The 20028-nt window shown below is 36.8% G+C and carries 18 protein-coding genes; 4 read left to right on the top strand and 14 right to left on the bottom strand.

The features are described from left to right. Positions 1-240 precede the first annotated feature (240 nt). The 10 genes from Q0X52_RS03035 to Q0X52_RS03080 form a co-directional block, all read right to left on the bottom strand. Positions 241-891: a uroporphyrinogen-III synthase gene (locus Q0X52_RS03035; protein WP_297574709.1), complete on the bottom strand. Its 651-nt coding sequence runs from the start codon at positions 889-891 to the stop codon at positions 241-243. Continuing rightward, positions 884-1378 (bottom strand): GNAT family N-acetyltransferase, encoded by a 495-nt coding sequence (locus Q0X52_RS03040; RefSeq protein WP_297574711.1) that lies wholly within the window; start codon positions 1376-1378, stop codon positions 884-886. Before Q0X52_RS03040 ends, Q0X52_RS03035 begins: the two co-directional genes overlap by 8 nt. After that, entirely contained in the window at positions 1375-1665 is a 291-nt protein-coding gene (locus Q0X52_RS03045; RefSeq protein ID WP_297574714.1) for a helicase, read from the bottom strand. The genes Q0X52_RS03040 and Q0X52_RS03045 overlap by 4 nt, the downstream gene beginning before the upstream one ends. Next, a complete protein-coding gene (locus Q0X52_RS03050; protein ID WP_297574715.1) occupies positions 1652-3721 on the bottom strand; it encodes a heavy metal translocating P-type ATPase in 2070 nt (689 codons plus the stop codon). The genes Q0X52_RS03045 and Q0X52_RS03050 overlap by 14 nt, the downstream gene beginning before the upstream one ends. After that, positions 3708-4052, bottom strand: a complete 345-nt coding sequence (locus tag Q0X52_RS03055; protein WP_297574717.1) for a YtxH domain-containing protein — start codon at positions 4050-4052, stop codon at positions 3708-3710. The genes Q0X52_RS03050 and Q0X52_RS03055 overlap by 14 nt, the downstream gene beginning before the upstream one ends. 1 nt (position 4053) lies before the next feature. Next, positions 4054-4395, bottom strand: coding sequence for a Cys/Met metabolism pyridoxal-phosphate-dependent enzyme (locus Q0X52_RS03060; RefSeq protein WP_297574719.1), 342 nt, complete (start codon positions 4393-4395; stop codon positions 4054-4056). An 8-nt stretch (positions 4396-4403) separates the two neighbouring features. Further along, positions 4404-4655 (bottom strand): hypothetical protein, encoded by a 252-nt coding sequence (locus tag Q0X52_RS03065; RefSeq protein ID WP_297574721.1) that lies wholly within the window; start codon positions 4653-4655, stop codon positions 4404-4406. A 3-nt stretch (positions 4656-4658) separates the two neighbouring features. After that, positions 4659-5294 (bottom strand): hypothetical protein, encoded by a 636-nt coding sequence (locus tag Q0X52_RS03070; protein ID WP_297574723.1) that lies wholly within the window; start codon positions 5292-5294, stop codon positions 4659-4661. Continuing rightward, complete coding sequence (locus tag Q0X52_RS03075; protein WP_297574725.1) at positions 5284-5601, bottom strand: HMA2 domain-containing protein; 318 nt, start codon at positions 5599-5601, stop codon at positions 5284-5286. Before Q0X52_RS03075 ends, Q0X52_RS03070 begins: the two co-directional genes overlap by 11 nt. Before the next feature lie 66 nt (positions 5602-5667). Further along, positions 5668-7818 carry a cation-translocating P-type ATPase gene (locus tag Q0X52_RS03080; RefSeq protein ID WP_297574726.1) on the bottom strand — a complete coding sequence of 717 codons (2151 nt, stop codon included), beginning with the start codon at positions 7816-7818 and terminating at the stop codon, positions 5668-5670. Positions 7819-7969: 151 nt separating this feature from the next. Here Q0X52_RS03080 and Q0X52_RS03085 point away from each other — a divergent pair, with 151 nt between their 5' ends. From Q0X52_RS03085 to Q0X52_RS03100, 4 genes are all read left to right on the top strand, one after another. Next, complete coding sequence (locus Q0X52_RS03085) at positions 7970-9232, top strand: saccharopine dehydrogenase family protein (protein ID WP_269490925.1); 1263 nt, start codon at positions 7970-7972, stop codon at positions 9230-9232. Between the two features lie 199 nt (positions 9233-9431). Further along, positions 9432-11297 carry an aconitate hydratase gene (locus tag Q0X52_RS03090; RefSeq protein WP_297574739.1) on the top strand — a complete coding sequence of 622 codons (1866 nt, stop codon included), beginning with the start codon at positions 9432-9434 and terminating at the stop codon, positions 11295-11297. Positions 11298-11306: 9 nt separating this feature from the next. Then, on the top strand, positions 11307-12623 hold the full coding sequence (locus Q0X52_RS03095) for a citrate synthase (RefSeq protein ID WP_297574741.1): 1317 nt from the start codon (positions 11307-11309) through the stop codon (positions 12621-12623). Beyond that, positions 12616-13608, top strand: a complete 993-nt coding sequence (locus Q0X52_RS03100) for an isocitrate/isopropylmalate dehydrogenase family protein (protein WP_297574743.1) — start codon at positions 12616-12618, stop codon at positions 13606-13608. Before Q0X52_RS03095 ends, Q0X52_RS03100 begins: the two co-directional genes overlap by 8 nt. Positions 13609-13707: 99 nt before the next feature. On the opposite strand, the gene Q0X52_RS03105 is transcribed toward Q0X52_RS03100, so the two are convergent. The 4 genes from Q0X52_RS03105 to Q0X52_RS03120 form a co-directional block, all read right to left on the bottom strand. Next, entirely contained in the window at positions 13708-16329 is a 2622-nt protein-coding gene (locus Q0X52_RS03105) for an autotransporter domain-containing protein (RefSeq protein WP_297574745.1), read from the bottom strand. 109 nt (positions 16330-16438) lie between these two features. After that, complete coding sequence (locus Q0X52_RS03110) at positions 16439-18031, bottom strand: ABC-F family ATP-binding cassette domain-containing protein (RefSeq protein WP_297574747.1); 1593 nt, start codon at positions 18029-18031, stop codon at positions 16439-16441. A gap of 9 nt (positions 18032-18040) precedes the next feature. Further along, the gene (locus tag Q0X52_RS03115) at positions 18041-18796 is read right to left on the bottom strand and encodes an NYN domain-containing protein (RefSeq protein ID WP_297574749.1); all 756 of its coding nucleotides are present in this window, start codon (positions 18794-18796) and stop codon (positions 18041-18043) included. A gap of 17 nt (positions 18797-18813) precedes the next feature. Beyond that, entirely contained in the window at positions 18814-19887 is a 1074-nt protein-coding gene (locus Q0X52_RS03120; RefSeq protein ID WP_297574751.1) for an Mrp/NBP35 family ATP-binding protein, read from the bottom strand. Positions 19888-20028 lie beyond the last annotated feature (141 nt).

Here is a 20028-nt window from a genome sequence, read left to right on the forward strand (position 1 = left end):
GAAGATAACCCAGATGACCGGTGTGTAAAAAGATTCGGCCCGTTAAAGCCAATCTTGCGAGTAGAGCCACTTTTTAGGTTGCAATCAGCCCAAAAGCAAGACCACATCTCACCAAGCAGCCACATCGTCGCTCTATACTAAATGTTGGACCCTCATAGAAACACTATCGTATCATCCAGGCAACGTTAATTATAATGTAATATTCTTAAATTCACGTTTAAATGGCTGTTTTTATAATTCTCATTTAGTTAAATTTAGGCTATTGGCTAGCTTTATGCACTCATCCAATGTCTGAGTGGCGCTTTGAGAGATATCTTTGCAATATTTTTTTAGATATCTACTTGTTGTCTCTCCTATGCTAACTACCCTATAGCTCTCGTCCCAGCCAAAGTTTTCTACAAAACACTCTAAATTTCTGGGCGATGTAAAGATGAGAATAGAGTTTTTTGGTGGCTTTTTAGATGGCTCCAAATTTAAACATCTATTTTCATAGCCTACAATGTGAGTTATGTTTTTCTCTTTTAAGATATCAAGTAGCCCTGAAAGCGTCACTTTGGCACTTATATATAGAATTTTTTCATCTCCTAAAAGTGGCTCTATCTCATAGGCAAACTCTCTTCCGTGAGAATTTTTGGCAAGATAAACTCTCTTTAGTCCAGCTTCTTTGCAGGCCTTAAGGCTGCCCTCGCCTATTGAGTAGGTTTTTAAACTTGGATCTATCTTAATGTTGTTGTAGATGAGTGCATTTATGGCATTTTTGGAAGTTACAATAAGTGATTGAAATTTAGAGATATCAAGAGTAAATTTATTGAAATGTATTGCACAAACTGCAAGATTGTTTATGCTTGGATCGCTACTTTGAGTGTTGGAAATAAGATAAATTTCACTCACAGCAAAGCCTTGCTTCTAGTGCTTTTATACCCTCTTTTTCAACTCTATAAACACTCCAGCCACTCATCGCCTTGGCACCAAGACTTAGATAGAAGTCAATTGAGCTTTTATTCCAGTCAAGGCAGACCCACTCCATCCTAGCGCAATCTTCCTTTAGGGCAATCTTTGCAAGCTCCTTAAAAAACATCTTGCCAATTCCCTCTCCTCTATACTCCTCTTCTACAAAAATATCTTCTAAATAAAGACCTCTTTTTCCCTCAAATGTAGAGAAGTTAAAAAAATAAAGAGCAAAGCCAACTGCCTTTTGACCGCTATAAGCAAGCAAAACTTCACAGGCTTTTTTTATGAAAATGCTCTCATATAGTCCCTCTTTTGTAGCTTTTACCCTATCTAAGAGCTTTTCATACTTGGCAATTGCCCTTATAAAATACAAAATAATATCAACATCTTTTGGCGTAGCCTTTTTTAAAGAGATCTGCTCTTTCATATCTCGGCTTCTTTTTCTTTGTGGCTCTTCTCTCTCTTCTCTCTTTTGTGACTTTTTGTCTTATTGCTTAGATATCTCGCATATGGAGTCTCATAGAGCATCGCATGCCAAAGACTAAAACCAACAAGCGCGATACCAGAAATGGTGTGAATATTTTTTGAACCTCTACCTTGCAAGTTAAAAGAGGTCGCACAAAGTAGCCCCATAGAGGCAACCATACCCACCTTTGCCACCTTTCTTTGAAAGTCAATATCTAAAAGCTTTCCTTGAATCTCATCTATCAACATCTACTCCTTTAAGTGAGTTTAACAACAACCCAACAGTTGTGCCATTGTGCAAAAATGCTGTTTTTATCGGATCTAGCATTGCAAAGGTTGCACCAAGAAGTATAGCTGTATTTATGATAACTGTTGCATTAAAGTTGTTGTGAATCTTAACAATAGTTTTATTTGCTATCTCTTTGGCTATTGCAACGCTACTTATATCATCTTTTAAAAGACTTATATCAGCACTTGCAACTGCAATATCTGCACCTTTTTTCATACTTATTCCAACATCAGCCTTTACAAGACTTGGTGCGTCATTTATCCCATCGCCTACAAAGGCTACATTTCGGCCGCTATTTTTTAGCTCTTCGATGATTTGTGCTTTGCCTGTTGGCAAACAGTTGGCATAGACCCTATCAATCCCTAGCTCTTTTGCTACTTCGTTAGCCTTCTCTTCTATATCGCCAGTTATCATAACTATCTCTTTAGCACCCAACTCTCTTAGTCTAGATATGGTCGCTTTGGAGCTCTCTCTTATCCTATCAACCATTCCAATAGTTCCAACAAGCTTGCCACCATAACTTATATAAAGAAGCGCTAAACCACTCTTTAGGGACTCTTTTATCTTATCTTCATGCCCTTTAAAAGAGATATTCTCATCATCTTCCAAAAAATGCCTACTTCCTATAAGAACCTCTTTGTCATCTATGATAGTTTTAACTCCATGTGCTACGATAAACTCAACCTCATCGTGGTGAAAATGGTGAAAGCCTTGCTCTTTGGCAGCTCTTACAACAGCTTTAGCAACAGGATGAAAATAGTGTTCTTCTGCACTTGCGGCCAAATTTAAAAGATCCTTATCGCTAAATTTATCCACAAAAGAGTTTACCTCGGCAACCTTTAGTTTGCCACTTGTTAGAGTACCTGTTTTATCAAAAACAAATGTATCTGCCTTGGCAAGTGCCTCGATAGCGCTGGCTCCTTTTATGAGAATTCCATCCTTGCCGGCATTTGCAATGTTTGTCTTAAAAGCAACTGGTGTTGCAAGCTTTAGCGCGCAAGAATAATCAGCTTGAAGTACTGCAGCCATAGACATTGTGTCTTTGTTGATAAGGTAGCTAAGTGCTGCTAAACTAAGAGTTACTGGCACCAAACTATCGGCAAGTTTTGTTGCCTTTAGCCCTATCTTTGACTTCTCATCAAGACTTGCTTGAATATATTGCTTTATCCTTGAAGTAGATGTCTCATCGCCGATACTTTCAGCCCATATCTTTAAGCGGCCCTCCTCTAGGACAGTTCCGCTCATAACCTTATCGCCTCTACTCTTTTTTACGGGCTCCGCCTCTCCTGTCATGCTAACTTGATTGACATCAGCAACTCCATCTAGCACATACCCATCAACCGCAATCTTATCGCCAGCATTGACAACTACCACATCGCCAACTTTTAGATCTTCAAAGTCTATTAAGAGCTCTTGATGTTTGCCCTCTTTTTCTACCTCTATCCAGACCTTGCTAACATTTGGCTTGGCTAGCTCTTTTATGAGATTGTCACTCTTTATAACGGTACTCTCTTCAATATACTCGCCGATATTTAAAAGCAAGCTAGTGGCATTTGCCGCTCTATAATCATTTCTTGCGATACTTACTCCAACAGCCAAAGCCTCAAGCATCTTTGAAGTTAGTCCATTTTTGATAAAATCCCCAGCTCCCTCTCTTAAGATAGGATAAGAGGCATAAAGAGTTGTAAACATCATTAAATTTTGATTTCTTAAAAAGTAGTTAGCACCAAGAGCAAACAAAGAACGCCAAATTCCTGACTTATCAACAGCAACTTCCTCGCTCTCTTCTTGCCTTATCTTTATGTTCTCTACTATCTTTTTTACGCTATCAAGACTAGAGTTAAACTCGATGATGATACTTTTGGCCTTTTTATTTACTCTCGTATTTATAATCTCTTCGCTATTTAAAAGCTCTTTTTCTAAATGGCTGCTATTGCTAAACTCATTTAAATCTTCATCAATAAAGCGAACTCTATTGCCTACAAGACTTACTACTTTTAGCCTATTTGTTTGCATCAACTTCTGCTTTGGCATCTTCAAATCTCTCTTTCAGCTCTTCAGTGCCTGCTTGAAGTAAATTTCCAGCCTTAACAATAGCTTTAAAAAGAGCTTGCTGTGCCTTTTCATTTGTCATTATATAGGCAAAACCAGCTCCAACAAGAACTCCTGTTATAAAGTTGGAAGTATTAAAGTTGTTTGGCAAAAGGGAGAAATTTGAAAAGAGTGAGTTGTTTTGTGCATAGCGATTTTGGCTATATTTCAAATCACCTTGTGCTTGGCTCATTCCTTGATTGTCGCCCTTAGTATCGATATTTTGTTCTCTATCTGTGTTTATATATGGGTTCATTTTAATCCTTTGTTGTAATTAATTTTTCATTTAATATCATAAGAGCAACTCCACTTGCAGCACCTAATGTTGCATTTAAAAACTTGCCCTCAACTAGCATGTTGGACACATAGATACCAAATCCAGTAACTATCGCACCATCTAATGTCACTTTTAAAGTTCTTTTTGAAAGCTCTTTGGCATCTATCTTTTTCTCTTCATACTCTTTATAATTAAAAGCAAAGCCACCCATCGCACCAATAAGACCTCCACTTAAGAAGTTGTCAAATGGAAGTCTTGTAGTAGAAAAAAGTGGCCTTTGTTGTGCAATCAAACCACCATCTACAGAAGAATTATTTATCATATCTAGCCCTATTTAGCTTTGGTGCTCTTTTTGTTACTAACTTCGCTAGACTCAAGCTTATCGGCAGTTTTTCTAAGAGTAGTTGCAGTTGCGTCTTTGGCAGCTTCAAATGTATCGATTGCCTTTTCTTTCATCTCGCCTGCAACCTCTTTGCCCTTTTCTACACCAGTAGATAGCTTGCTTTTTAACTTACCTCTGTTACTCAATCCATAAACTGCTAGACCACCAACAGCAACACCTAATAAAAATGGAATTGGCATAATTTACTCCTTATTGTTTTTCTCTTCATCAAGTAGCTCTTTGATAGCTACACCTACAAGCCCACCAGCAGCAAGACCACTAAAAAAAGAGAAGTTTGGATCTAAAAGCAGCGCTTCAATCTCCTCTTTGCTAGCCTTTGCAGTTGCAACTCTGCTAGCTTTTTGAAGAAAATCAGCTGCATTTTGATATGGCTCTTTGTTGATAGAGCCGCTCTCGTTATTATTAGTAGTTGTTGCCTTATTGTTTAATTCACTTTTTAATCTATCCTCTAGAGCTTTCATATATTCATTATAAGAGGTCGCCCAAAGTCTAAAGAAAAGATCTTTGCTTTTTTCGTCAAACTCTTTGTTGGTTGCATTTTCATAGAAACGATTTAACTCAATCTCATAATTTAATGCTACTATAAGTTTTTGGTAATATGGCTCTGGAAGTTCGGTAGCTTGGCTATTTTGCTCATCTTTGTTGATGTTAAATTTGAAATTTGCCGCACTATTTTCCAAAAGCTTTATACCAGCTTTTCTAATGGTTGCAATTTGACTAAATAAAGGGTCATTTTCTAGCTGCGAATAGAGAGAAATTCCTCTATTTTCGATTTGAAGTGCAAGATTGTAAATTTGTTCTAACTCACTATTTTTCAAATTTGCCCCTTTCTCTATCGATAATTTGATAGATCTTTTCTAAATTTCTACCAGCTAGCAGATCATCCCAAAGCTCTTTTGGAAAGATATCGTTATCATAAAGAATGGTAATAGAGCCAATTAGCGAGTTAAATTTCACCTCTTTTATGCCATCTATTTTGGCTATGATATCATCAGCTTTTTCAACGGAGAGTTCGCCAGCTCTGTTTTTAAGCTCTCTTGAAACTCTTACTCTAAGCCTTCCAGGGCTACTATGAACCAAAGTTAAATATGGAAGAAGCTCTTCAATAACTCTGCTACTTTTCATCTATTATCAACTCCTTTTGACATTATCATTATCTAATAATTTTGATTAATACATGCTTAATAATTATTAAATTTCATCTTTATTGATAAATTTAATTCTGCTTGAGTTGCCAAGTATTGCAACTGTGTGTCCTATATGAACAAGTCCCGCTCCTGCTGGTCCTATTATGCCAACTGCTGAGAGTGCGGCACCTAAAATGTTGGTTGCTATTCCTATTTTGTAATTTTGCTCAACTGTGCTATTTACTTTTTTGCTAAGCTCATAAAGAGTTGTTATCTTTCTAGGATCGGAGTCAGTTATGGCTATGTTAGAAACTTTGATAGCTGCGGTACTTCCGCCACTCGCAAAGCTTACTGAGATATCTGCTCTACTCATTGCCAAAGTATCATTTACACCATCACCTATCATGGCAACTACAGAGTAATTCTTTTTTAAATTGTCAATTATCTTAGCTTTTTGATCGGGCAATAAATTTGCATAATACTCATCAAAACCAAACTTTTTGGCAAAATTATTTGCCACAACCTCTTCATCTCCACTCAAAACAACAAGCTTTTTAACTCCTTGCGATCGTAGTTTGCTCAACATCTGCTCAATTCCAGCTCTCTCTTCATTTTCAAAGCCAACAACTCCTAAAGCCTCTTTTTTGCTCTTTGTAACCTTTGCCAAATATGAGACAGAGTAGCCCCTGTCAAGATAATCATTAGCCGCAAAATCTCTTAAATTTATCTCATTTTGCTCCATAAAAACTCTGTTTCCAAACAGATAGGTAGCTCTGTTAAATTTAGAGCTTATTCCAAGGCCAGGATGGATAGTTGTCTCCATATTTAGTGGAGTTATGTCTCTGTTTTTGGCATAGTTTAAGATACTAACTGCCAATGGATGAGTGTTTCTTGTCTCAAGTCCCGCTAAAATGGCAAAAAACTGATCATCTTTCAAAGTAGTTTTATACTCTTTTATAAGAGGTGTTGAAGTTGTCAAAGTGCCTGTTTTGTCAAAGCAGACAACCTCAGCTCTTTTGAAATTTTCAAGATACTCGCCACCCTTTATCAAAACGCCCTCTTTTGCTCCCTCTGCTATCCCTTTGCTAACAGCCGAGCTTGCCGCAAGAACGGTTGAGCAAGGACAACTCATAACAACCATTACGCCAAAAGCTCTTGCTGGACTTAAGGTAAAGAGATAGGTTAAAAATGTCGCAATTGAGCCGATTTTCAAAACTCTTTTTGCAAGTTTTTGTGCATTTTGCTCGCTTGGGCTCTTTTGTTTGAGATGTTTTTCAACTTCGCTCATCACTCTTGAGATGTAGGTTTCATCGCCAGTTGCAGCAACTTTTATGTATATTCTGCCACGATCTACAATGCTATTTGCATAGACCATATCTCCAATGCTTTTTAAGGTTGGGCTACTTCTTCCGTTGATGATGGACTCATCTATCTCTGCCTTGCCATCTACTATCGTGCCATCTGCAACGATTTGCTCCAAACTTCTTACAACTAAAATATCATCTTTTTTAATATCTGAAACATCGACCTCAACCTCCAAATCTCCATCTAAAATGTAGGCTTTTTTATTGTTTAGTTTTATTAGATGAGCTATCTCTTTTTTTGATCTATCGGCTGCAATCTCTTCAAAAAGCGTGCTTGCTTTCAAAACATAGACTATCTCAAAAGCAGTTGCAACCTCTCCTGCAACAAGCGCTATCAAAAGACTTATAGAGACAAAGTTTTCAAGATTGAATCTTTTATTTTGTATATTTTTGATACTTTTTTTAAACATTTCTCTACCAAAATAGAGCGACAATGCACTAAGTGCTACAAGAGAAAGTGGGCTAAATGCGGTAAGTAAAATATGCTCTTTTATAAATACAGCCACCCAAACAGCGCTCATAAAGCCAAACTCAACTATCCTTAAGCCAAAATTTTTCTTTTTAGCGTCGCTACATTCGCATGGGCAAAACTCACAGCAAGCCTCATTTTCTTTTGTTGTTGGTGGCAATAACTTTGCCATTAGAGTGTAGAGTTTTATTGCAATATCATAAAGATTGATGTTATCTTCTTTAAATCTCAGTATTAAAGAGCTGCAAGAGTAGTTAAATCTCAACTGACAATTTTCATCATCTAGAATTTTTGCAACCTCTTTTTCGTAGATTTTTTTAAACAAAGGTGATTTTAGACGCACTCTGCCCTTTGTCCTTGAGACAACTTTTATCTGTGACATAGCAACCCCTTATCTTTATTTTGCGATTTTAATAACTATTATTATAGCAATAAGTTTTGTTAATTTACTTAAATTTCAAATAGCTCTGCCATACAAAATACTTTTTAAACTTAAAAAAATAATATATAATAGTAAAAACTAAGGAGGAAAAATGGCAAATTTACTTATAATAGGAGCTGGTGGAGTTAGCCAAGTTGCAACCTACAAAGCTGCTGCAAATTATGATGTATTTAGCAAAATAACTCTTGCAAGTAGAACAAAAAGCAAATGTGATAAAATAGCAAAATTTATAAAAGAGCGCCTTGGAGTAGAGATTCAAACCGCACAAATTGATGCTGATGATACAGACGCAGTTGTTAGTCTCATCAAAAAAACAGGTGCTGAAATTTTATTAAATGTTGCACTTCCATATCAAGATTTAACACTAATGGACGCTTGCGTAAAAGCTAAAATTAACTACATTGATACTGCAAATTACGAGCATCCAGATACTGCTAAGTTTGAGTATAAACTTCAATGGGCAAAAGATGGGGAGTTTAAAAAAGCTGGAGTTTTGGGACTTTTAGGAAGTGGCTTTGACCCAGGTGTTACAAATGTATTTTGTGCCTATGCGCAGCAATATCTCTTTGATGAAATTCACTATATCGACATACTTGATTGCAACGCTGGAGACCACGGATATGCATTTGCTACTAACTTTAACCCAGAGATAAATTTAAGAGAAGTTTCAGCAAATGGGCGATATTGGAAAAAAACTAATGATTCCGTAAATGAGCGAAAAACAAACTGGAAAAATGATGAATGGGTAGAGACAAAGCCTATGGAGATTGGCTTTAAATGGGATTATCCAGAAATTGGCGTAAAAGATAGCTACCTTTTATATCATGAAGAGCTTGAAAGCCTTAGCAAAAATATCAAAGGTTTAAAACAAATTAGATTTTTTATGACATTTGGACAAAGCTATTTAACCCATATGAAATGTCTTGAAAATGTTGGAATGCTTCGCATAGATGAAGTTGAACATAATGGCGTAAAAATAGTTCCTATTCAGTTTTTAAAGACACTTTTACCAGATCCTGCAAGCTTAGGCGCAAGAACAAAAGGCAAGACCAATATCGGATGTGTGATTCGCGGAGTAAAAGATGGCAAAGAAAGACAAATTTACATCTATAATGTTTGCGACCATGAAGAGTGTTATGCTGAAACTGGAGCTCAAGGAGTAAGCTATACAACAGGAGTTCCAGCGATGATTGGTGCAAAAATGATAGCCCAAAATAAATGGAACGGTAAGGGCGTGTTTAATATGGAGGAATTTGATGCAAAACCTTTTATGGATGAACTTAACAAGCAAGGACTTCCTTGGAAGATAATTGAGATGAAACCAGGTGAAAGCTATAAGGTGGGTGAAATTTAAACTGAAATTTAGGCGGGTAAATTTGATTTGCCCGTTTTAAATTCGAGCTCATTAAAAAGTTTAAAAACAGCTCTTTAAAAGCAATATAACGATTTTACACACTGGGGAGATAAATTTAACATAATGCTTTATTTTGCGATATACTGCCTTACTTTTAAGGCTTTTTTGCTAAAGTCAAATAAACAAAATAGGAGGGATTATGAAAAAAAATGTAGCTACTAAAATACTAAGCTCTCATCTTATAAAAGAGGATAAAGACAACAACACCATTAGCATCAAAATAGACCAAACCTTAACACAAGACGCAACAGGAACAATGGCCTATCTTGAGTTTTTAAGCCTTGGAGTGGATAGAGTAAAAACCGATCTTTCAGTAAGTTATGTCGATCACAACACTCTTCAAAATGGCTTTATGAATGCAGACGATCACCGCTTTTTGCAAAGTGTCGCAGACAAATATGGCATAGTCTTTTCAAAAGCTGGCAATGGAATTTGTCATCAAGTCCATGTTGAGAGATTTTCAAAACCAGGAGTTACAATACTTGGTTCAGACTCGCACACACCAACTTCATCAGCTCTTGGCGCTTTGGCCATCGGTGCTGGCGGTCTTGATGTGGCTTGCGCTATGGCAGGACTTCCATTTACTATGCCAAGACCTACTATAGTTGGAGTTGAGTTAAAAGGAGAGCTTAAAGATGGAGTTAGCGCAAAAGATATCATAATCCATCTCATAGGCAAACTCACAGTAAAAGGTGGCGTAAATAAGATCATTGAGTATCACGGAGATGGCGTAAAAACTCTTAGTGTGTTTCAAAGAGCAACCATTTGCAATATGGGAGCTGAACTTGGCGCAACAAGCTCTGTTTTTCCATCTGATGAAAGAACATTGGAGTTTTTGAAACTTCAAAAAAGAGAGGCTGATTTTAAAGAGCTAAAGGCCGATGAAGGGGCAACTTATGATGAAAATATCACTATAAATTTAACTGCGCTAGAGCCACTTGCCTCCTGTCCAAACTCGCCTGATAATGTAAAAGCTATTAGAGAGCTTAAAGATATCAAAGTAGATCAAGTTTTAATTGGAAGTTGCACCAACTCATCATATGCTGATTTTGCAAAAGTTGCCTCCATCCTAAAAGACAACCATATCCACCCTGATGTCTCTTTGGCAATTGCTCCTGGTAGCAATCAAGTCCTACAGATGATAACTCAAAGTGGCATTTTAACTACACTTTTAAAAGCTGGTGCTAGGATACTTGAGTCAGCTTGCGGTCCTTGTATCGGTATGGGGCAATCGCCATCTTCAAATGCAGTCTCACTTCGCACATTTAACAGAAATTTCTATGGAAGAAGTGGCACCAACTCAGCGTCAGTCTATCTAGTCTCACCTGAAGTTGCTGCCTATTCTGCAATTAAAGGCTACATCTCTTCGCCACTTGGACTAAAGATGGATAGTTTTTCAACAGATGTGGATTATCCTGTTGATAGTAGTTTGCTTATAGAGCCAACATTTAGCAAAGAGGTTATTATGGGTCCAAACATAAAGCCTATTCCAAATTTTAAACCAATTGGCTCTAAATTTCAAGCTAAAGTTATGATCTCACTGCAAGACAACATCACAACAGATCATATTATGCCAGCCGGTGCAAAGGTGCTACCTTATAGAAGCAATATAGAAAAAATCTCTGAGTTTGTCTTTTCAAATATCGATGAAGATTTTGAAAAAAGATGTAAAGAAAATGGCGGTGGCGTCATAGTTGCAAAAAGCAACTACGGACAAGGCTCTTCAAGAGAACACGCTGCAATCGCTCCAAGATATCTTGGTATAAAGGCTGTAATTGCTAGCTCTTTTGCAAGAATTCACAAGAAAAATTTAATAAATTTTGGGATATTGCCTATTGAGCTTGATTTTGAAGCTGATATTTTTGATGAGATAGAAATTGAGTTTGATAGACAAAACATTACTGTTTCAAATTTGACAAAAAACTCATCCTTTACAATCAAAAATGAGCTTAGCGATGATGAGTTTAAGCTAATAAGCATTGGCGGACTATTAAATAGTTTTTAGGAGGTTTTGATGGAATTTTTAAGAAAAAATTATGAGAGATTGCTAAAAGATGGCTATATAGCTCCAGAACTTTATGACAAATATAAGGTAAAAAGAGGGCTTAGAAACGACAATGGCACGGGAGTTTTGGTAGGTCTTACTAAAGTTTCTGATGTGTGTGGTTATGATGTAGTTGATGATGTAAAGGTGCCAGTTAAGGGAAGACTTTATTATAGAGGATATGATATAGCCGATATTGCAAAGCTAAATGGCAATGAGTTTGGCTTTGAAAAGACCGCTTTTTTGCTTCTTTTTGGTCATATGCCAGACAAAGAAGAGATAAAGGAGTTTGATAAAATACTTAGCGACCAATATGCCTTGCCAAAAGATTTTTTGGAAAACATCATCCTAAAAAATCCATCACGCTCACTTATGAATCATATCATGAGAAGCATACTCTCGCTCTACTCTTTTGATGAAAATCCTGATGATATCGCTCCATATAGCCTTCTAAACAAGGGGATCTCAATAATGGCTAAAATGCCAGCACTCATTAGCTACTCTTTGCAGGCAAAGACTCACTACTTAGATGGTGACTCACTTCATATCCAGTTTCCAAAAAAGGACTACTCAATAGCACAAAACATTCTTTATATGTCAAGAAACAATGGCGAGTTTAGCGATCTTGAGGCAAAAACTTTGGATATGGCTTTGATGGTGCATGCAGATCATGGCGGCGGCAACAACTCAACTTTTACAGGAACAGTTGTAGCCTCAACCAACACAGATATCTACTCAATGCTAGCCGCCTCTATGGCAAGTCTAAAGGGGCCAAGACATGGTGGTGCAAATGAGGCAGCTCTTGATATGATGGATTATATTATAAACGATATCGGAGTTAATGCAAACGACGATAAGATAAGTAAAACATTGGATAAGCTTTTGGCTAAAGAGTATTTCAACAAAGCAGGACTTATCTATGGCATAGGTCACGCTGTCTATACAACCTCAGACCCAAGGTGCGAGCTGCTAAGACAAAAGGCAAGAGTGCTATCAAAAGATAAAGAGGGCTTTGATGAGAGATTTAAATTTTATGAGCGCTTTGAAAAACTAGCCATAGAAAAGCTTCAAGAGAAGAAAAAGATATCGATATGTGCCAATGTGGATTTTTATTCAGGACTTATCTATAGGATGTTGAATATACCTAGAGAGCTTTTCATACCGATGTTTGCTTGCGCTAGAACAGTTGGTTGGATATCTCACAACATAGAGAGTATGATTTACTCTAACCGCATAGTAAGACCAGCGACAAAATACTTAGGAAAGATGGAGAAATTTGATGAGTAAAGATATAGTTTTAATGCCAGGAGACGGCATTGGGCCAGAGATTACAGCGGCTGTTTGTGCAGTGCTTGAAGCAGCAGGTGCCAAACTTAACTATCATAAATTTAAAGTTGGGCAAGGTGCTTATGATGAATGTGGCAAAGTCATACCGCAAGAGCTCTTAGATGCAATAAATAGATATAAATTTGCCCTAAAAGGACCAGTTACCACTCCTATTGGCAAGGGATTTAGATCTGTCAATGTTGAGCTAAGACTTAAATTTAACCTCTATGCCAACTTGCGTCCAGCACACTCAGTGCCTAATATCTCCAAATTTAGCGATGTAGATATCGTAACCGTTAGAGAAAATACAGAGGGTCTTTATATCGGCGAAGAAAGGGAGATAGATGGTGGATTTGAGGCTATCAAGCGTATAACCAAAGAAAAGAGCGAGAAAATTATAAGATTTGCCTTTGAGTATGCCAAGAAAAACAAACGAAAGAGAGTAACTTGCATACATAAAGCAAACATTCTAAAACAAACAGATGGGCTTTTTTTAGAGACCTTTAATAACATTGCCAAAGAGTATAGCTCGATAAAAAGCGATGATAAGATAGTTGATAATATCTGCATGCAACTAGTTATGTATCCACAAAGCTACGATGTGCTAGTGGCGCCAAATCTCTACGGCGATATTATATCCGACTTAGTTGCAGGACTAGTTGGAGGGCTAGGTTTAGTTGCGGGAGCAAACTTAGGCGATGGAGTTGGCATATATGAAGCAGTTCATGGCTCAGCACCAGATATCGCAGGCAAAGGCATAGCAAACCCTATAGCGCTACTTGAGGCAGCTTGCATGATGCTAGATGACCTTAATATGGAAGAGATTGCAACCAAAATCAGAGCTGCTATAAACAAAACTCTTATCGATGGAAAAACTCTTACTAGAGATTTGGGCGGTAGTGCAGATAGCTCTACATTTACAAAGGCAATCATTGCCAATCTTTAAATTTCATTGGCTAACTCTTTTTGAGCTAGCCAAATTTAAGCTTAATAAAGTGGATAAATTTAAACTCTAAACTTATCCACACTCTTTTCTTTCAATCACCTAAAAGCGATAGATTGCTCTAATCTTACCATCTAGCTCTTTTGTCTTACCAGCCATAGCTCCTGCTATAACAGAAACTTCGCTATTTTTACTAAAGTATAGCTTCACACCAAGGTCACAACCATAACTAAGTCCGCCATTACCATCAAGGTCAGTTACAGCTCTTTTTAGCCTTTGGTTATATGGTGTAGGATTTTTTCTCTTATCTAGATCATAAACTAGCTTTAGATTGACATAAGGTGCGATGTTTGCTCTGTTTAGTGAGACAACTGAGTCAAATTTAATTCTACTTGAACTAATGCTATCGATATTTACCTTTTGTGAGTCAATGGTAAGATCGCTCTTTGCAAGATAGGAGTAGGTATAACCAACTCTTGCATTATATACAACAGAGCCACCAGATAGTAAGTCGCCATATCCTACATAGATACCTGCGCCATAGTAATTGCTTGTCTTTTTGTTGTTAAACTTCTTGCCATCTTCAAATTTAAAATCATATCCACTCTTTAAAAGTCCAATTTTGGCATCTATATCCATAAACAAATTTGTATTAAATTTGGTTCTAGCAAAAGCGCCAATTCCATAAGCCATCATATCTCCCTTGGCGCCAAAGTCATTTACGTCACTCAAAATCTTACTATCATACTTGGCACTTGCAAGTTGAAAATAGCCACCAAATAGTGTTGATTGGCTCTTTCCAGCAACACCAGTGGTCAATATCCCACCTTTTAACTCAAGGTTTTCATTTGCATATTTGGACTTAAAGCCATTTAGATAACCAAAAGTAGCAACATCTTTCTCATCTAGCTCATTGCCTATCATATAGTCGATACCTGAGATATTTGCAGCTAAGTTGTCGCTCATCTTATCTATAAGATGGATAGATGAGAGGTTTGGAACAAAGGCATGTTTTACTCTTGGATGAATTTTTTTGCTATTTTTATTTACTGTTAAATTTAACGAACTCGCCTCTTTGTTTAGCTTGGTGCTGTAAAGATAGATATTTTTATCAACCAAAAGCTCTCTTTTTAGCTTTATATCCTCTTCATTTGGCAATGTCAAGCCACTATTTGCTTTGATAATTTCAAATTTATCGTCCAAATCCATATCTAGATAACCTTGATTTGTAGTTGGATCTATACTCTCTTTATCTACATCTAAATTTAGCTTTGAAGTAGAAAGATTGGTATTGTCAGTCAATGTAAGCACTGCTTCATCTGCTTTTAGCTTTGATGGTAAAGAGATATTGATAGTGTCAAAATTTTCAATACCTTTTAGCGCAATTCCTTTGCCCTTGACATCTAAAGTGTTTTTAGCTCCTACATTTCCCTTTAGCGCCCCATCTACTTTAAATGCTTTGTTGTTTTGGTTTATCAACGAGAGTTTGTTATTTTGCGTATGTAGGCTAACATCTTTGGTTATAGTTAAGTCGCCACTATCTGCCTTTAACATGATATTGCTACTTGAGTCTGGATTTGCTGACTCCCAGCCGCTAATTTTTCCATATATCTTAGATGAGTCAATAACTATAGAGTTATCAAGACTTTTAGCAACAGTTTGACCTTTGATATTGCCGGTTATCTCAGAGTTTTTTACAAAGATTTTGCTATTTGCAACATTGGCGTTTGCGCCATTTATAAGTATCGAGTTACCGTTATTTATAGTAATTTTGCTATTTGCTATGGTAATGGAGCTATTTTCTACATCTTTTGTAGAGTTTGTGACAATAACATCTTCATCAGTTGTCATATCTCCCTCTATCGCCATATTTACATTTTTTACATTGGCATTTTGTGCATCTACTCCAACTATCTTTTTGATCTTGCTACCTTTTAAATTTATAGAGACACCATCTACACTTCCATCTCCTACTTTTACAGCAGAAAAAGAATCAATGCTAGAGTCTAAAACATCAAATTTAACTCCATTTACAGTAGCGTTGTTGGTAGCCTCTACTCCAATTATATTTGTTAGTCTAGAGTCTCTTAAGTCGATTTTTGTGTTCTCTATCTTTGCATCTTCATTTGCAAGGACGGCGTGATAATTTGACGCTGTTTCATCTGTTAGAGTATCTATCATTAAAGTGCTATCTTTGGCACTGCTTCCATCAGAAAGCTTTACAACATTTATATTGCTAGCTGCAGTTATATTTGTATTTTCAATAACCAACTCATTGCCACTAGCAGTAGCGTTTGGTTGGTTTGTAACTGCTGTTGATATTTTGATAGCTTTGGATATATTTGAATCTTGCAAATTTAACTTGTTGTTAGTTGCACTTTTCTCTGCATCGGCTGCAACAACATCGGATAGATTTTTAACTGTTGCATTGCCTTCATTTTTAAAATCATGTATAACAAGACTATAGCCATCCACTGAGTCGCCCTTACCAGCAGATATTTTGATAGTAGGCTCAGTTACACCAGTAGTGTTGAGATCACTAAGTGTTGCTTCACTCATCTCAAATGACTTCTCTCCATCTCCAACAAATAGATTGGTAGTCTCCACTCTCTTAAAACTGCTTGGTTTAGTAGCGTTTGGATCTGCTGTCGCGTTTGACTCTGCATTTGCTAAGCTAAATGATATCAGCAAAGACATCGTAAAAATAGTAGCTCTTTTCATCATCTTAAGACCTTAAAATTTAATTTAATAGGCTAGTATTTTACTATCTTTAAGCTTTTTATTATATAAATTTAAACAATCACACTCTTTTTAAAAGCAAATTTAATGAAATTTATGCAAAACTCTCTTTAAATTTCTCTCTAAACTCTTCATAACTACCCTTAAAATCAACAATATTGCCACTTTTATCAATATACAATATCCTGTTGGCAAATGCGTCTATAAGCTCTCTATCGTGACTTACACAAATCACTCCGCCGCTGTAGTTATAAAGTCCCTCTCCAAGAGCGATAATTGCCTCAAGATCTAGGTGGTTGTTTGGCTCATCTAAAACAAGAATATTTGGCTTTAAAAGCATAAGTTTGCTAAGCATAACTCTATGTTTTTCACCGCCGCTTAGATCTTTTGCCATCTTCTCTTGCTCAGCTCCGCTAAAAAGCATTCTGCCAAGACATCTTCTTATCTCATCCAAATCTCTATTTTTCTTATCTTGCAAAAACTCATAGAGCTTTAACTCGCCATCTACCACCTTTGCGCTATCTTGCGGAAAATAGCCAAGCTCAATAGTAGCACCCAAAAATACCTCTCCGCTATCTGGCTTTAACTCGCCTGTTATTATCTTGCAAAGTGTGCTTTTGCCGACACCATTTGGTCCTATAAGTGCTACTTTATCGCCCTTTTCTAGCTTGAAATTGAGATTTTTGTAGATAGTTTTATCTCCAAAAGATTTGTTTATATTTTTAAGTTCAATAAGCTCGTTTCCTATCTCTCTGTTTAGCCTAAAAACAATGCTTGGCTCTCTTCTTGAGGAGGTTTTAATCTCTTCGATATCAAGTTTTTCTACTCTTTTTTGCCTGCTAGTTGCCTGTCTCGCCTTGCTTGCGTTGGCGCTAAATCTTGCTATAAAGCGCTCAAGCTCCTCTTTTTCTTTGAGCTTTTTTTCTTGCTGCATCTGCTCTCTTTTTGCTATCAAATTGGCTGCTATATACCACTCATCATAGTTCCCGCTAAACTCTCTAATCTTTTTAAAATCAACATCCAAAATATGAGTGCAAACTCTATTTAAAAAGTGCCTATCATGGCTTATTACTACCAAAGTTCCATCATGATGATTTAGTTCATTTTCAAGCCATGCGATAGCGTCAATATCAAGGTTGTTTGTAGGCTCGTCCAAAAACAAAATATCTGGTTTTGGAAACAAAACTTGCGCCAAAAGTACCTTAAATTTATCACTCGTCTCAAGCTCACTCATAAGTGCGTCATAGTCCAAAAGCCCAAGGCTTGAAAGAATTCGCTCTATCCTTGTTTCATATTCGTAAGTTGGATCTTCTTCTGCGCTAATTAACTCAAGCTCTGCTAAACGATCATTTATCTCATCGGTAAATTCGGCGCTCATATAGAGTTTTTCTTTCTCTTTTACAGCATCATAGAGTCTTTTGTTTCCATAAAGAACAGTGTCTTTTAAACTAAAGTTTTCAAAAGCAAATTGATCTTGCCCAAGCACACCAACTCTAAAACCACTATCTATCGCAACATTACCGGAGCTTGGCTCAACCTCGCCACTTAAAATCTTTAAAAATGTAGATTTACCTGCTCCATTTGCCCCAATGAGTCCATATCTGTTGCCTCTATCTAGCTTTAAATTTATCTCTTCAAAAAGAAGTTGGTTTGCAAAACGCATAGTAAGTCCCTGAATATCGACCATCTATCTCTCCTAAATATCATTATTTGGCAAAGGCTCTTTTGTCTGTTTGATCCTAAAAGCCATTATATTGCCCTCTTTTTTAAGCTCAACTATCTTGTCAAGCTTTTTTAAAAATAGTGAAATTTTGCTACATTTATACTTTTTCAAAAGCTCTGGATGCTCTTGTCTAAGCAGCGCTCCAAAAATAGAGACATTTATCCAGCCATCTTCTTTGGCATATCTTTGTCGTGCCATCTTTAGCATTGTGGCGATATTTTTTGCATCATCACTCTTTTTTTCACTCCCATCTGTCTTATACTCTATCTGAAGAACTTTTTTTTGATTGATAGAGTCTTGCTCTTGATTTTCTAAGCTTATGTAACTAGTGCAGGCATTTAGAAAGGCTTTGGAAGTCTGCCTATCTCCGATACCTATAACCTCTTTGCCACTCTCTTTTATCCTTATTGCCAAGCGGGTAAAATCAGAGTCGTTACTCACCAAAACAAAGCTATCAAAATCAGCTCTATGCAAAAGATCCATCGCGTCAATAACAAGCACGATATCAGAGGCATTTTTGCCCTTTATGCTACAGAAGTGATGAACTGGCATTATCCCATACTCTTCAAGGACAGAAAGCCAACTCTTTAGATATAAATTTGACCAATCCCCATAGGCTCTCATAAGAACAACTTTACCCAAAGAGGCTATTTTGCCCCAAATTTTATCGAAGTTTTTGGCTGAGATATTTTCAACATCTATCAATACTGCTAATTTTTTGCTATCCACTACAACTTCTATTTGTCTTATCTAGTTGGCTGGATTGCACTATTGGAAGCAAGTGAGTTTTTGTCAACATCTAAAAGAATCTCCCAAAGTCTAGCAGCGCCATTTTCATATCTTTTTGCACTCTGTGATGTTGGGTTATAAAAACTTATTGGTTTGCCACTATCGCCGCCCTCTCTTATGGCTATCTCTATTGGAATTTGAGCTAGTATCTCTGTTTTGTATCTCTCTGCAAGCTCTTTGGTTGTCCCTTTGCCAAATATCTCATACTCTTTATTGCAGCAAGGGCAGATAAATCCACTCATATTTTCTATAATTCCTGCTATTGGAATATGAAGCTTTTCAAACATGTCAAGCCCTCTTGAGCTATCATCAAGCGCTACAACTTGCGGTGTTGTCACACAGATACCCGCACTTACTGGCACACTTTGTGCAAGAGTTATCTGTGCATCTCCAGTTCCTGGTGGCATATCAATAAAAAGCACATCAAGCTCGCCCCAATCAACATCTCTTAAAAGCTGCTCGACAGTCTTCATAATCATAGCGCCTCTCCACATAAGCCCCTGACCTGCCTCTATAAGCACGCCCATACTCATCATAAGCACACCGTGAGTTAGTATCGGTCTTAATTTTTGACCAATAACAGTTGGTTTAGTATTTTCCTCGCCAAGCATTCTAGGGATATTTGGCCCATAGATATCTGCATCAAGAATTCCAACTTTTTTGCCTAACTTTGCCATAGAGATGGCTAAATTTACAGTTGTAGTGCTTTTTCCAACACCACCTTTTCCACTACTTATCATGACAAAATGTTTGATATTTGGCGCTATATTTTTGCCACTCATTGTATTTGAGCGCTCTTTTGGAATTTCAGGCTGCTTTATGGAGATGGTTGGTCTAAAACCAAGCACCTTTACAATGTCGCTCTCTATCTTTTTTGCAACATCTTTTTTAGATGAAACAATCTCCAAATTTATAAAGACCTCATCTTTTTTTATCTCGACCTCTTTTACAAAGCCAAAATCAACAATACTTCTTTTAAAGCCAGGGTAGATAACCTCTTTTAACTTCTCTAAAATCTCTTCTTTATTCATAATTTTCCTCTTAATGGCTAAATTTCGCCAATTATACTCAATCTATTTAAACAGCTTTTTAGTTACTCTTTGTAACATTTACTAAATAAAAATTTAATAAAATTTATGTATAATCAGAAAATTAAGATTTTTAGGGGTTAT

This window comes from uncultured Campylobacter sp. (genome assembly GCF_947255105.1).
GTDB lineage: Bacteria > Campylobacterota > Campylobacteria > Campylobacterales > Campylobacteraceae > Campylobacter_B.